Source organism: Limnoraphis robusta CS-951 (assembly GCF_000972705.2).
On record NZ_LATL02000060.1, the window covers coordinates 1 to 14,186 of the forward strand.

Genomic DNA, 14,186 nt, shown 5'->3' on the forward strand with positions numbered 1-14,186 from the left:
AAGAATCTGCAAAGATTCTTAGAGTTGAGGTGGAGTCCAGATACAAGCCCCGACCTCAGCGTTAGCGGGTCGGGGTAATTGACCTTACTCCTCACGATAGGTTGACATTCCTTCAAACAAGCCTTATTCTAGGGCGAGCTTAATTTGTCCAAAGGGACAGAACTCAACTGTTAAACTGCTAGATTAATGACTCTTAAAGGAGAAAAAATGAAACGAGTTTCCTTGGTATTGGCTATCCTCGCCACTGTTTCTTTCGGAACCCTCACCGCTTGTCAACAAACTTCTACTACTCCAGAAACCGAAACTCCTCCCGCAACCGAAACCTCTCCGGCACCGGAAGCACCCGCTTCTCCTTCTCCTTCTCCTGAAGCAACCACTTCTCCTCAGTCTTCTATTGAGACTCCTGAAAGTCAAGCGGTTGAAAATTCATCCGATGCAGGCTATTCAGCCACTCCGGTTGTTTCTCCTGAAGTTGAAAATTCAGACGCTTCTCAACCCAGTGTTATTGAAGAAGAAAATACTGTCATTGAAGAGAGTGCGACTGATATGACTGAAGTCGAGTCTAGCACCAGCCAAGAGTCCTTATCGACTGAAGAGATTGAAGCTACTGAAGAGATTGAACCCACTGTAGAAGAACCTGCACAGTAATTCTAAGTAGAATTTCAATCAGATAACATCCCCTGGGGAAATTTCCCCAGTCTCAATAAACTTCTGACATCGAAACATATCTCTTCAGAGTCCCCTGCTTTTGGCGGGGGATTCTGACTATAGACAATCCGATATCTATCGAATAGAATGAGTAAAGTCAAATCCGAATCTGCTCTTGAAGTTGATCACACAATCAAAATAGCAGAATGGGTAGAAGTTATCTTATTATTTTCCATCTCCCAGGGAATTAGTTGGTATCTTGATGTCATTCAACTCCCAACAACACCGATAATGATCGGACTGGGAATGATGGCTGCGGGAATTAGCATGGGTTTTTATTCCCTAGAAACAATTTTAATTGGGTGCAGTTTTTTAACGATTCTGAGTGTTTTAACTTTGGCTTTTGCTGCCATTATTCTGCCTGTAACTTGGCTCAAAATTCTCTCCATTGCTTTGATTACTCTGCTCGTAGGGGGAACGAGCGGAAGCGTGATGTTTTGGTTGACTCAAAGAAGACTATTTATTAGTTTTGGTCGCCAAAAAGGAATAATAATTGCGAGTTTAACGATTGCTCTTGGTCTACTTTTTCCCTAGTCATTTTATCGAGATTGATTGCAAATTGTATGGAAATCGTTTTAACCCTCGGGATCTTAGTCATTGCATTAACTTCTTTTATTTTTGAATTGCTTCCAGTCGATACTACAGCAATTTGTGTCGCTGTTGTTTTAATGATATTCGGGTTAGTAACACCCGAAGAAGGCATTGCAGGATTTGGCAACTCGGCAACAATTACCGTGATGGCAATGTTTATTCTCAGTGCTGGAATTACTCGCACTGGAGTCGTACAAATTGCCCGAGATAGCTTAACCAAATGGGGCGGAAATAACCTCACTCAGCAAATCATTGCGATGGGAGTTATTGTTGGCCCGATTAGTGGTTTGATCAATAATACTGCTGTTGTCGCGATTTTTTTACCGATTATCGAAGATTGGTGCAAAAAACAACGAATATCAGTTTCTAAGCTGTTAATGCCGCTTTCTTTTGTCACCATTTTAGGCGGGATGATTACCTTAATTGGCACTTCCACCAATATTTTAGCCAGTGGGGTTTCTAAAAAACTAGGATATGGTGAATTTAGTATCTTTCAGTTTACCAAACTGGGAATTCTTACCTTTCTGATCGGTTTAGTTTATCTAGCCTTCATCGCCCCTAAACTTTTACCGAATCGCAAACCGCTTGCGACTGAATTTATTGGTGAAGATTATGACATTAAAGACTACCTCACTGAATTAATTATCACACCCCGTTCCAGTCTAGTTGGACAAACTCTCAGTGGCAGTGAAATTCAACGTAAGTTTGATTTGGATGTTCTAGAAATTGTTCAAAATGGTATGCGTTTTTCTCAACCCTTGGGGGATAAAGTTTTAGGGGTTGGAGATATTTTGATCGTTCGGAGTGGGAAAGATGATTTACTCAAAATCCGCGAAGAACGAGGGTTAAGTCTGTTACCCGATGTACAGTTTCAAACCCAAGAAATTGAATCTATTTTAACCACTGAAGAAGAGAAAATTGGGGAAGTTTTAATTCTATCAAATTCCCGTTTAATTGGCACAACACTGAAAGAATTACGCTTTCGACAACGGTATAATGCGACGGTTTTAGCCATCCGTAGAGGGGCTGAATTATTGCGAGGTCGTTTAGGTCGAATTCCCTTACGATTTGGTGATTTGTTATTGGTTCAAGGCCCGAAACAGAGTTTTATTGGTTTACAAACAACCCGAGAACTCCTGGTTTTAGAACAACAAGATGTCGAAACCCTTCGCACAGATAAAGCCCTGATTGCGGTATTAATTACCCTGGCTGTGATTGGGGTTGCAGCCTTTGACTTGCTGCCAATTTTAATTACTGGTTTAACAGGCGTAATTTTAATGATTGTTACAGGTTGTCTGAAACCCGGGGAAATTTACGGGGCGGTACGTTGGGATGTGATTTTTCTGTTAGCAGGTTTGATTCCTTTAGGAACAGCAATGGATAAATCTGGCGCTACAGAATTACTAGGGAATTTCATTGCTGGATTAGGCGGTAATCTTTCTGGCTATTGGATTTTAACCTTTTTCTTTGCTGCAACCTCTGTATTAACCGAAATTCTCTCTAATAATGCTTCAGTTGTTTTAATGATTCCCATTGCTGTACAAGTTGCAGAAACGTTAAATCTCAACCCTTTGGCTTTTATGTTTGCGGTGACATTTGCTGCTTCTAATAGCTTTATGACACCCATTGGCTATCAAACTAATACAATGGTTTACGGGCCTGGAGGATACAAGTTTGTTGACTTTTTGCGCGTCGGTGGACCTCTGAATTTATTGATGGCAATTGTTACACCCCTATTAATTGTCTGGCTGTATGGTTTAGAACCCTGAAGTAATATAGCAGTCCGTTCTGAGTTGTGTGTCATATCTTCTTGCAAAAGGCAAAAGGCAAAAGGCAAAAGGCAAGAGGCAAAAGGCAAGAGGCAATCTTGGAAAGTCGTTACAGACTTTTTATCAGCTTTTAGATTTCTCACAAATCATTTCTGATTGCTATAGGTAGATTTTAATATAGAGAGAGAAGAGATATTTTATCGCTTCTTTCTCTCTGAAGAAGGAGGATAATTTTTAGGAATTTTGAAAGATTACTCCTAAAGCAAGATGAAAGTCTAGGCATAAATTGACTACAGTAAAAAAAAGTCAATTTTTGAAGATCCTGATAAAAGGAGATTAAAGTAATGCCTAGTGATACCAGAAACGAAGATCAAAAAAATTCCGATATTCAACAACCGATGAACCCCCAGGAAGTTGATCCTCAACAAAAACGTCAACAAAAAGCAGAATTAAAAGAAAAGGGAAATCGCTTAACAGCCAACCCTGGCGATCGCATTGATGATTCTATGTCTCTCGAAGAAAAGGCTAAACAAGTGGCTGTTGATGCGCCCGATCCGACTGGAGATCATGTTGTTGTTCCCACTTATTTTATCGTAGAAGATGAAGATGGGAATAAAGAAGCATTACACCATGTTCAAGATGCTGAAGAGATTTCTGATGTCATTCGTCAAGCCCGTGTTGATGAAGAAGGGAATCGCAAATGGTGGTAAACTCAATCCCTGTAATCTTGTTTAATCAGTAATACAAGTCCCCCGTTTCTTGATGAAGCTGGGGATTTGATTAACTAATCTTAATTAATTCTATACAGATCTTCCCTTCTGAAAAAAAATATGTTACGCTACGTTCATCAAGAGCAAGTCAGCCTAATCTCTCATTATCTTCTCAGCATTGCGCCTGGGAACAATGGGGAGCGGAGGAACCACTTTTTGGGGCTTATCTTTGACTCCCGATGAGTCAAGAAGGATATCTCTCAATCCTAGCCCGTCAGCTAACTCCGTAGGCATTGAGGGGAGACTGAAGAATCGACACGTATACTATTACAATGTCTTGATTCTCTCAGTTGCAACCATTGGTACTGCTCGCTTCTATGTACCTGTTTGTTTGATTGAGGCATTGTGAAAAATAAATTTTTTAGGGGTTGGATTTAACTTTTTCCAACCCTACTCAAACTTAATAATTCTAGTCAGTTAGTTAGGTTGAATTTTCCTCAAACCTAACTGCAAGTTTTAGGCTATCCATCGAATGTTAGGTATTTTTTTAGACTTACCTAAATGGTCACAGCCGAGTCGAACCCTCCAACATCACTAATTATCAGGTCTACTGCTATGGATCATTTTCAATCTATGGGTAACTTTCAGCCTTTCATTGCAGCTACAACATTTATCGCCGTAATGTTTTTCATTACGACAGATTTTCTACACTTAACCATTGCTGCACTTTTAGGTGCCTTAATTTTGGTTTTTCTTCATGTAATGACTTTAGCAGAGGCGGTTAATTATATTAGTCAAAGTCATGCCACTCTTGCTTTATTCTTTGGGGTAATGGTGTTAGTTCGTGCCTTTGAACCGACTAATGTTTTTGCCTATCTCGCGACAAAAATGGTGATTATTTCTAAAGGAGAAGGAAAGCGATTACTTCTGGGAATTGTAGCAATTACCGCCCCCATTTGTGCCGTTCTTCCCAACGCGACAACGGTGATGTTACTCGCACCTCTCATTCCACCAATGGCGACACAAATCGGAATTGACTTTGTGCCATTGTTGATTTTAATGGTTTTTATCGCCAATAGTGCAGGATTATTAACCTTAGTCGGCGATCCGGCAACCTATATCGTCGGAGATGCGATTAACATGAGTTTTACAGATTACTTATTTCGCCTCAGCTTAGGCGGTGCGGTAGCGGTTTTAAGTGTAATTCTGTTACTGCCTATTTTATTCCCAAAAATCTGGAGAGCCAAATTAAAAAATATTGATAAACTTTCTCTCCCTAAAATTAATCATCCCCGAACCTTAGCTATAGGAGGTCTAATTGCAGCTTTTGTGATCACCTTTTTTATCATCGGAGAATCCTTACCGATTCCTGTTTCACCGGGGGCTGTAGCGTTATTAGGGGCAGCTTTAGCCCTGCTATTATCCCATCATAGTCATATTGATTCGATCAACCATATTCTCCGGGATATTGACTGGAGTACCTTACTCTTCTTTATGGCTGTCTTTGTGTTAGTGGGAGGACTGGAAAAAACCGGGGTCATTAATAGTTTATCTGGCGTTTTAGCCGTTGTCGTGGGTACAAATATTGCTTTTGGTTCAATTCTTTTACTGTTTTTTGTGGGTCTTCTTTCCAGTATTGTTCCGAATATTCCCCTCGTCGTGGCGATGGTTCCCCTTCTCAAACAATATTTAGTGAATGTCGGTTTAGCCGGGCCTGAAGTATTAGCCGTAGATTTTCAAGGACAGTTTCCGGTTGAAGTCTTACCTTTATTTTATGCGATGATGTATGGTGCGACTTTGGGCGGCAACGGCACTTTATTAGGGGCTTCTGCTAACATTGTGGCTGCCGGGATTTCTGAACAACATGGACGCACGATTTCATTTAAAAGGTTTCTCAAATACGGATTACCAGTCATGGGAGTTCAACTGGTAGCAGCCGCAATATATGTTGGAGTTATGTTTCTCAAACAGTCATAATCCTTTTTTTTGAGATTGACTTCAGTTGTTGATTTCTTTGAAATGGGTTATCGTTGGTATTGGTTTTGACTCGTGAATGCCAACCATGCAACTACTCAATTGGCTACCAGACAGCCCCATTGTCATCTTTACCATATTACTACTCGTTTCTCTGACGTTACCGCCCTGGTTTGAACGTCTCCGTCTTCCTGGACTCGTGGGATTATTATTAGCAGGTGTAGTTTTAGGTGAACATGGTTTAGGCGTATTAGATTCTCAATCGGAAACCATGAAACTGCTGTCAGACATCGGGAAAATTTACCTGATGTTTGTAGCGGGTTTAGAAATTGATCTCGCCCAGTTTAAAAGCAAAAAAGATCGGGCGATAGGCTTTGGAATTTCTACCTTTATTTTTCCCATGCTGGCGGGAATTGCTATTGGGCTTTGGTTCGGCTTTGGTTGGAATGCGGCTATTTTAATTGGTTCCTTACTGGCTTCTCATACGCTGTTGGCTTATCCCATTGTTCAACGCTTAGGACTGATTGATACTGAACCAATTATTATTAGTGTTGGGGCTACGATTTTTACCAGTATTAGCGCTTTATTAGTCTTGGCAATTTGTGTGTCAGTTCAAGCCGGAGAATTTTCACTCTATAGTTTGAGTTGGCAACTGGGAAGCCTAGCGATTTATTCGGCTGTCGTTTTATTTGGCTTTGATTGGGCTGGAAAAGCCTATTTTAAAAGAAATGGCAGTGAAGAAGGCAATCAGTTCTTATTTGTTTTATTATCAGTATTTCTCGCTTCTGTTGGCGCTCAAATTATTCAGATCGATCAAATTGTTGGGGCATTTTTAGCAGGTTTAGCCGTTAACGATGCGGTGGGAAATAGCCTCGTTAAAGACAAAGTGGAATTTGTAGGCAGTGTATTGTTTATTCCCTTTTTCTTCATTGCGATGGGGCTTTTTCTGAATGTTCCGGTTTTTCTCTCTACCTTAACCACAAATTTTACCTTACCTCTCGCTATTGTTTTAGGGTTAATAATTAGTAAATTCATTGCAGCCTGGGCTGTTAAATTACTCTACGGTTACAGCCGAGACGAAACCCTGTTAATTTGGTCACTTTCCATCCCTCAAGTCGCAACAACTCTAGCAGCAGCTTTAGTCGGTTTTAATGTCGGTTTACTGAGTGAAGAAGTCTTTAATAGTGTGATTGTCTTAATGTTAGCGACCTCGATTTTAGGCCCGTTACTGACCCAAAAATATGCACCTCGCTTGCTTCCCCTGAAAGCAGCCAAATCATCCTTTAATATTAACCCCACGATCAAGGACGGGGAAAATAGCCAAGAAGCCGAAAAAACTCTACCTTTTACCGTTGTTGTTCCGATATATAACCCCGATACTCAACGCTATTTGATGGAAATGGCGGCTTTAGTTGCTCGTCACGAAGAGGGATCAATTGTTCCTTTAGCGATCGCAACTCACGCCCAAGTTCACATGGATGAACCCGAATTTCAAAAAGCATTAAAATACAGTAGATTATTATTAAAACGCTCAGAAGAAGTCGGTCAAGAGTTCAACGTTAAAACGGAACCAATTCTCAGAATTGATGGCGATGTTGCTACAGGAATTACTCGCACCGCTTGCGAAAAAGATGCGAGTTTAATCGTCATGGGTTGGAGCGAAAATACCAGTTTACGAGCGCGACTGTTTGGAACGGTGATTGATAGCGTATTTTGGTCGTCTCACTGTCCAGTAGCGGTGATGCGATTATTACAAGAACCTGTGCAAATTCGTCAGATTTTAGTCTTAGTTAAAACTATAGCACCGCGAACCATTAGAACCATTCGTTTTGCTCAACTTTTAGCCTCTACCAACAAAGCGGCTGTCACTCTATTACATATTTGTCCGGCTCAAACTACTCCTCAGCAAATTACCATCATGGAAACGCAATTAACAGAAATCCTCAGTGTAGAAGGCTCTTCGATCAACTCCAACATTGTTGTTAGGGCGACTAATGATGTCGTTGGAACGATTTTAGAACAAGCCAAAGGATTTGATCTCGTGGTATTGCGATCGCAACGTCGCCGCACAGCAGGCGGTTTAGCTGTCAGTAGCGTCACCCATGAAGTCATGCAAAACCTACGCTGTTCAGTGGTGATGTTCGGTGAACCGCAAGTATAGCAGGCTGTAGGGGCGGGTGAGATCAAAATCTATGTCACTGAAAACAACATTAATAACTGAAAAAACTGGTCACGGGTGACGGGTGACTGTAAACTGATAAAACGGGAACATTCAACACGAGGACAGGCTAAGTTGCCGACTTTGGGAGTCAATATTGACCATATCGCCACACTGCGTCAAGCTCGTCGAACCATCGAACCCGATCCGGTGGCGGGGGCAGTGATTGCAGAATTGGCAGGTGCAGATGGGATTACCGTACATTTACGCGAAGATCGCCGTCATATTCAACAACGAGATGTGCGGCTGTTGCGAGAAACGGTGCGGACTCATCTTAATCTAGAAATGGCACCTACCGATGAAATGGTGGCGATCGCATTGGACATTCGACCGGACTATATTACTCTAGTTCCAGAACGACGAGAAGAAGTCACCACCGAAGGCGGACTCGATATCGTTGGTCAACAGGAGCGAATGAGTGCAGTTGTTGGTAAACTGCAAGATGCAGGAATTCCCGTCAGTTTGTTTATTGATGCAAACCCTGCTCAAATTGAAGCTTCAGCCCGCACAAAAGCTGTTTTTGTGGAGTTACACACAGGTTGTTATGCTGACGCCAAAGGGGATCAGCAATACCAAGAACTCAAGCTATTGATCGAAGGGAGTCAACTGGCTCAAAATGCGGGACTGCGGGTGAATGCGGGTCATGGTTTGACCTACTGGAACGTTTACCCCGTCGCTTGTATTGAGGGAATGGAAGAACTCAATATTGGTCATAGCATTATCAGTCGAGCGGTTCTGGTGGGCTTAGATCGAGCCGTTCGGGAAATGAAACAAGCCCTGATCGCTCTGTAAACTGTTCGTGATCACTCACCTTTTTTTCAGAACAAACAACGAATTATTGATTCACAACGAACCATGAAAACTTACTACTATCTTTTAGCCAGTCAACACTTTCTTCTCGAAGAAGAACCCTTTGAAGAAGTTCTCAAAGAACGAACTCGCTACTACCAAGAACAGGAAAAAGAAATTGACTTCTGGTTAGTTCCCCAACCTGCTTTTCTCGAAGCGCCGGAACTGGCGGACGTTAAAGCAAAATGTCCTCAACCTGCGGTGGCTGTCATTTCCACCAATGAGCAGTTTATTATTTGGTTGAAACTCCGTTTAGAATTCGTCGCGACAGGGAATTTTCAAGCCCCCTCATCCAGTATTGCTGATCCGTTAGCGTCTTTGGCGGTAGCGTGATCACAGACTGCTAAAATAGGTCTGCTCACAGTCAGTTGAGATCTGAGCTATGGTTCAAATTGGTGTCAAGAAATGGTTTAGGTTCACGGCGATCGCAGTTCTACTCACCAGTTATAGCGTGAGTCCAAACGTTGCGAGTGCTGCTGCCTCTTGTGAACCGCCAGCTTCTGGAGAGTATCTTGTATTGATTGTGAGCGAAACCACTGCTGAACAGGACTTAGCCCGTAAAACGTTACCCAGTGATATCAAAAGTGAAGTTTGTCGCTATGTTGAGGATCTGGTTACGCGAGTAGGTGGTTTTAAAGATCAACTGATTGCAGAAGATTGGGCGGCTTATCTTAAAGAGAGTTCCGGTTTGCAAACCTATGTCGTCAAACCCGAAACCGTTTCAGAACGTCCTCCCACCCGCCCTGTCGTGAACCGTTCACCTGCATCTGAGTTGCAAACAGAACCCCGTTCTCAAGCTCGACCTCGTTCTCAACCTCGTTCTCAACCTCAGCCTCAACCTCAGCCTCAACCTCAACCTTCTAGCGAACAAGCTCGCTTTAATCCCCGGAGGCTCGGTTCAGGGTATGCGGTGTTAGTAGACTACCTCAATCAACCCGATTTAGCCGCAGAAATCGAAGAAATCACTGGAACAGCAGTCGGTTTAGCTTCTTATGGTCAGCGTCCCTATTTACTTGTCACACAGACAAACAGCTTAGAAACCGCCACCTCTACATTACAAACCTTAAGTAATCGGGGTTTCTTATCTCTGATGGTTGATAGTCGCAGGGTAACGCTGATCAGCCCGAACGTTAACCCCTAGTCTCAGAAGATAAAGAATAGGGGACAGGTTACAGGGAACAGGGAAAAAAACGGATTACTGATTACTGCAAAAACTGTTCACTGTTTCCCTGCGCCCATTTACGGATAAGCCAATTTTGCGATCCAAGAAATAACCACTCCCAAAGCCAAACCCACAATCACCTGAAAAGGGGTATGACCAAGTAACTCCTTGAGGCGATCTTCGTTAAATTGGGGATGCTCCTGAAATAACTCATCAATAATCTGATTCAAAATACGAGCTTGTTGACCCGCCGCTTGACGAACTCCCGTCGCATCGTACATAACAATAAAAGCAAAGACAACGGAGATCGCAAATTCAGGACTTTCCCAGCCAATTGTTTGTCCGACACCTGTAGCTAATGCGGAGACAAAAGCAGAGTGAGAACTCGGCATCCCGCCTGTTGTGACTAACGCCCGAAAATTGATTTTTCCATGTCTGATTAACTCAATCGTCAACTTCGCCATTTGAGCAAACAGACAAGCGAAAAGGGAGACCATCAGGACTTGGTTATCCAGAATATTGCCAAAGTCTTGCATGGAGTTAGACACCTCTAATGACTGCGACTGGTGATAAATTGAGCGATCGCAATTAAGGGAGTCGCCGCTTCTCCAAACGGAGCGAGTTCCGCTTGAGCCTGTTGGATCAGTTCAGTGGCTCGACGTTTTGATTCTTCGAGTCCCCAAAGACTAGGATAAGTCGCTTTTTGAGCTTTGAGATCTTTTCCGGCTGTTTTTCCTAGTTCTTCTTGAGTTGCAGTAATATCGAGAATATCATCAACTATCTGAAACGCCAAACCGATTTTCTGAGCATAGCTTGATAGCCGTTCTAAGTTCTCTATTGATGCTCCAGCTAAAATAGCGCCGCAAACGACACAAGCTTCTAACAAAGCTCCGGTTTTATGGGTATGAATGAATGTTAGGCGTTCTTCTGTAATGTCTGTTTTACCTTCTGATTCTAAATCTACCACTTGACCGCCCACCAGTCCGGTAGCGCCCACCGCTTGACCTAAACGGCCTATCACCTGTAAAACCTGTTGAGGGGGTACATTTGTGGTTTGAGTTGCTACAAATTCAAACGCATAGCTTAACAACCCATCCCCGGCTAAAATCGCAATATCTTCACCATAAACCTTGTGGTTAGTGAGTTGTCCCCGACGATAATCATCATTATCCATCGCAGGCAGGTCATCATGGATCAAGGACATGGTGTGGATCATCTCTAGGGCGCAAGCCGTTGGCATCGCCATCTCCGCCGTTCCCCCTAACAACTCACAAGTCGCCAGACACAAGATCGGACGCAGACGCTTTCCTGTCGCTAGCAGTGAATACCGCATCGCCTCATAAATTTTCTCGGGATAGGTGACTTGAACTGAGTCATCAAGTGCTATTTCGACCTCAGCCTTGCGTTCCGCCAAATAAGTCGATAGGTCAAACGTCGAGCTTGTCGGGGGTGATGGGTTTTCTCCAGTCAATACCATAACGCTGTTTGTCCGTACTGAGTCATATTTCGTCAATCCCATTGTACGGGTCTTGTGACACCCAAAGTCGATTATCTCTCAATCCGACTCAGAAAAGTTTAGGGGATACCAAAGTTGGCATCTACGGTTTTAGTGAACTACCCAAAGATTGAGGGTTGCTGCATCGACTTGGGATTGAAAACATAACCCTTCTACTACATAAAAGTTATGCTTTCAGTCAACCTCTTACGACTTTGCTTGTGATTTTTGGTATGCGGATGGCGAGACTCGAACTCGCAAGGCAAAGCCACACGCCCCTCAAACGTGCGCGTATACCAATTCCGCCACATCCGCTTAGGCTCAATGAAATCTCAGTCAAACTGAACGTTTCACAGCGCGTCTTCTATCATATCATAAACTTTCAGCAATATCAACAGAGTTTCCAAAAGTCAGCGATCGCCTGTAACAACATTGTTGCGTTTTATCTCTTTCCCTGTTGACCAAAACAGTTTATCCTAAACTGATTATTGACCGAGCAGCACAGAAGATGCGGTTTTCAAAGATCCTAATTGCCAACCGGGGGGAAATTGCCCTACGCATCCTCCGCACTTGTGAGGAACTGGGTATTGCCACAGTCGCCGTTCATTCTACCATTGATCACCACGCCCTTCATGTTCAGTTGGCGGACGAAGCCGTTTGCATTGGTGAACCGAGTAGCGCTAAAAGCTATCTAAACATTCCCAATATAATCTCAGCCGCCCTCACCCGCAACGCCACCGCCATTCATCCAGGCTACGGCTTCCTCGCGGAAAATGCCCGTTTTGCGGAAATTTGCGCCGATCACGATATCGCCTTTATTGGCCCGACTCCCGAGGCGATCCGTTCAATGGGCGACAAATCAACCGCCAAGGAAACCATGCAAAAAGTCGGGGTTCCCACTATTCCCGGCAGTGATGGCCTAGTCACGAGCGAAAAAGAAGCCGCGAAAATAGCCTCACAAATCGGCTATCCGGTTATCATCAAAGCAACCGCAGGCGGCGGAGGGCGAGGAATGCGTCTAGTTCGTGATCCGGCTGAACTCCCGAAACTATTTTCCGCCGCCCAAGGAGAAGCCGAAGCCGCCTTTGGAAATCCCGGTGTCTATCTGGAAAAATTTATCGAACTTCCCCGTCACATAGAGTTTCAAATCTTAGCCGATAGTCACGGCAATGTGATTCACTTAGGAGAACGGGACTGTTCGATTCAACGACGTCATCAAAAACTCCTGGAAGAATCCCCGAGTCCGGCGTTAAGTTCAGATCTGCGCGAAAAAATGGGACAAGCAGCCGTGACTGCGGCTCAGTCCATTCACTATACTGGAGCGGGAACGGTTGAATTTTTGCTCGATAAGGCGGGGAATTTCTATTTTATGGAGATGAATACCCGCATCCAAGTTGAACATCCCGTTACAGAGATGGTAACAGGCTTAGATTTAATCGCCGAACAAATTCGCATTGCTCAAGGGGAAAAACTAGAATTCACTCAAAAACAGGTGCAACTCCGGGGTCATGCCATTGAATGTCGGATTAATGCAGAAGATCCCGATCACAATTTTCGCCCTTGTCCGGGACGAATTAGCGCTTATCTTCCCCCCGGCGGAAATGGCGTGCGAATTGATTCTCATGTCTACACCGACTATGAAATTCCGCCTTACTATGATTCTTTGATTGGGAAATTGATTGTTTGGGGGCCTGATCGATCTAGTGCGATCGCTCGGATGAAACGGGCTTTACGAGAGTTTGCGATTACTGGAATTCCCACAACCATTGGCTTTCATCAAAAGATTTTGGAAACTCCAGAATTCATACAAGGTGAAGTTTACACCAATTTTGTTGAACAGTGGATGAGTCGTCAACAGCAATAACAGGATATTCCAGACTTAGATGATCATTCTCAACAGACCTTGTTGACCGAGTAGGATTTCCCGTAAAAGACTGAAAATTCCTACCCAGATAATCGGTGTAATATCGACTCCCCCTAAAGGGGGAACAATTTTGCGGGTGACAGCCAGAAACGGTTCAGTCGGCCAGACAATCACGTTAAACGGGAAGCGACTCTGATCCACTTGGGGATACCAAGTCAGGACAATACGGAAAATGAAGAAAAAGGTCATCACGGCTAGGACAATGCCTAAAATCCAACTGACTGCGGTAACGGTGGTCATGTTCTTCTCGAAACTTGAAGTTTTGTAACTGCAACTGTTCCTCATTTTAGCGGGTTATGAGCTACCCAAAGACAGAGTGGAAGTCAATGACTCAACGGTCTAACCTATTGTTAAAATGATAAAGTTAAAGCAATCTTTGTAAATTTTAAGGATCAGGTTACTATGACCCCTTCGTTAGCAAACTTCCTTTACAGCTTACTAGCAGGCACTTTGATCGTTGTCATTCCGGCAATTGTTGCTCTGTTCGTTCTCAGTCAGAAAGATAAGATCATCCGTTCTTAATCCCATCAGGGATGGCTCAAAGTTCGGGTAAGGAGTCTGAGTCAACTTTCAACCCCTGACCCGAACAACGGCTGACTGAAATATTTCTAGAGATATGTCAAATGCCCCACCCACAAGGGGATGTGGCTTGCAACTAGACCACTTCGGATCTGTCGCATACGGGTAATTGACCGTAAGAAAGTCTCTCCGTCTGACTAGCAGTAGAGAGAAGAAGTTTCTGTTCTTCCCACTCCTGGGGCATCCCTCACACTCATCGGGGCTGGT

14 protein-coding genes, 1 tRNA gene and 1 riboswitch are annotated in these 14,186 nt (G+C 43.5%); of the genes, 11 read left to right on the forward strand and 4 right to left on the reverse strand.

What is annotated here, in order from left to right; all coding sequences use genetic code 11:
* Positions 1-207 precede the first annotated feature (207 nt).
* The 9 genes from WN50_RS04945 (at position 208) to WN50_RS04985 (ending at position 9,960) form a co-directional block, all read left to right on the forward strand.
* Complete coding sequence (locus tag WN50_RS04945) at positions 208-648, forward strand: superantigen-like protein SSL4 (protein ID WP_152964707.1); 441 nt, start codon at positions 208-210, stop codon at positions 646-648.
* 147 nt (positions 649-795) lie between these two features.
* Entirely contained in the window at positions 796-1,242 is a 447-nt protein-coding gene (locus WN50_RS04950; protein WP_046280609.1) for a hypothetical protein, read from the forward strand.
* 29 nt (positions 1,243-1,271) lie between these two features.
* Positions 1,272-3,068 (forward strand): SLC13 family permease, encoded by a 1,797-nt coding sequence (locus tag WN50_RS04955; RefSeq protein WP_046280610.1) that lies wholly within the window; start codon positions 1,272-1,274, stop codon positions 3,066-3,068.
* A 344-nt stretch (positions 3,069-3,412) separates the two neighbouring features.
* Complete coding sequence (locus WN50_RS37345) at positions 3,413-3,778, forward strand: hypothetical protein (protein WP_046280611.1); 366 nt, start codon at positions 3,413-3,415, stop codon at positions 3,776-3,778.
* Between the two features lie 171 nt (positions 3,779-3,949).
* Positions 3,950-4,086, forward strand: a riboswitch (cyclic di-AMP (ydaO/yuaA leader).
* A gap of 307 nt (positions 4,087-4,393) precedes the next feature.
* The gene (locus WN50_RS04965; protein WP_235440833.1) at positions 4,394-5,755 is read left to right on the forward strand and encodes an ArsB/NhaD family transporter; all 1,362 of its coding nucleotides are present in this window, start codon (positions 4,394-4,396) and stop codon (positions 5,753-5,755) included.
* 76 nt (positions 5,756-5,831) lie between these two features.
* On the forward strand, positions 5,832-7,913 hold the full coding sequence (locus tag WN50_RS04970; protein WP_082172313.1) for a cation:proton antiporter: 2,082 nt from the start codon (positions 5,832-5,834) through the stop codon (positions 7,911-7,913).
* Positions 7,914-8,045: 132 nt separating this feature from the next.
* A complete protein-coding gene (locus tag WN50_RS04975; protein ID WP_046280620.1) occupies positions 8,046-8,762 on the forward strand; it encodes a pyridoxine 5'-phosphate synthase in 717 nt (238 codons plus the stop codon).
* A 63-nt stretch (positions 8,763-8,825) separates the two neighbouring features.
* Complete coding sequence (locus tag WN50_RS04980; RefSeq protein ID WP_046280612.1) at positions 8,826-9,152, forward strand: MgPME-cyclase complex family protein; 327 nt, start codon at positions 8,826-8,828, stop codon at positions 9,150-9,152.
* Positions 9,153-9,201: 49 nt separating this feature from the next.
* Positions 9,202-9,960 carry a hypothetical protein gene (locus WN50_RS04985; RefSeq protein WP_046280613.1) on the forward strand — a complete coding sequence of 253 codons (759 nt, stop codon included), beginning with the start codon at positions 9,202-9,204 and terminating at the stop codon, positions 9,958-9,960.
* Positions 9,961-10,058: 98 nt separating this feature from the next.
* On the opposite strand, the gene WN50_RS04990 is transcribed toward WN50_RS04985, so the two are convergent.
* The 3 genes from WN50_RS04990 to WN50_RS05000 form a co-directional block, all read right to left on the reverse strand.
* The gene (locus WN50_RS04990) at positions 10,059-10,517 is read right to left on the reverse strand and encodes a divergent PAP2 family protein (protein ID WP_046280614.1); all 459 of its coding nucleotides are present in this window, start codon (positions 10,515-10,517) and stop codon (positions 10,059-10,061) included.
* Between the two features lie 14 nt (positions 10,518-10,531).
* Positions 10,532-11,458 (reverse strand): geranylgeranyl diphosphate synthase CrtE, encoded by a 927-nt coding sequence (crtE, locus tag WN50_RS04995; RefSeq protein WP_046280615.1) that lies wholly within the window; start codon positions 11,456-11,458, stop codon positions 10,532-10,534.
* Between the two features lie 252 nt (positions 11,459-11,710).
* Positions 11,711-11,791 (reverse strand) — tRNA-Leu (locus WN50_RS05000).
* Positions 11,792-11,984: 193 nt separating this feature from the next.
* On the opposite strand from WN50_RS05000, the gene accC reads away from it, so the two are divergent.
* The gene (accC, locus tag WN50_RS05005) at positions 11,985-13,340 is read left to right on the forward strand and encodes an acetyl-CoA carboxylase biotin carboxylase subunit (RefSeq protein WP_046280616.1); all 1,356 of its coding nucleotides are present in this window, start codon (positions 11,985-11,987) and stop codon (positions 13,338-13,340) included.
* Positions 13,341-13,355: 15 nt separating this feature from the next.
* Here the strand turns inward: accC and WN50_RS05010 are convergent, their stop codons facing one another.
* Positions 13,356-13,640 (reverse strand): YggT family protein, encoded by a 285-nt coding sequence (locus WN50_RS05010; RefSeq protein ID WP_046280617.1) that lies wholly within the window; start codon positions 13,638-13,640, stop codon positions 13,356-13,358.
* Between the two features lie 162 nt (positions 13,641-13,802).
* Between WN50_RS05010 and psbX the strand changes: the two genes are divergently transcribed.
* The gene (gene psbX, locus WN50_RS31815) at positions 13,803-13,922 is read left to right on the forward strand and encodes a photosystem II reaction center X protein (protein ID WP_072075544.1); all 120 of its coding nucleotides are present in this window, start codon (positions 13,803-13,805) and stop codon (positions 13,920-13,922) included.
* The last annotated feature ends 264 nt before the right edge of the window (positions 13,923-14,186 follow it).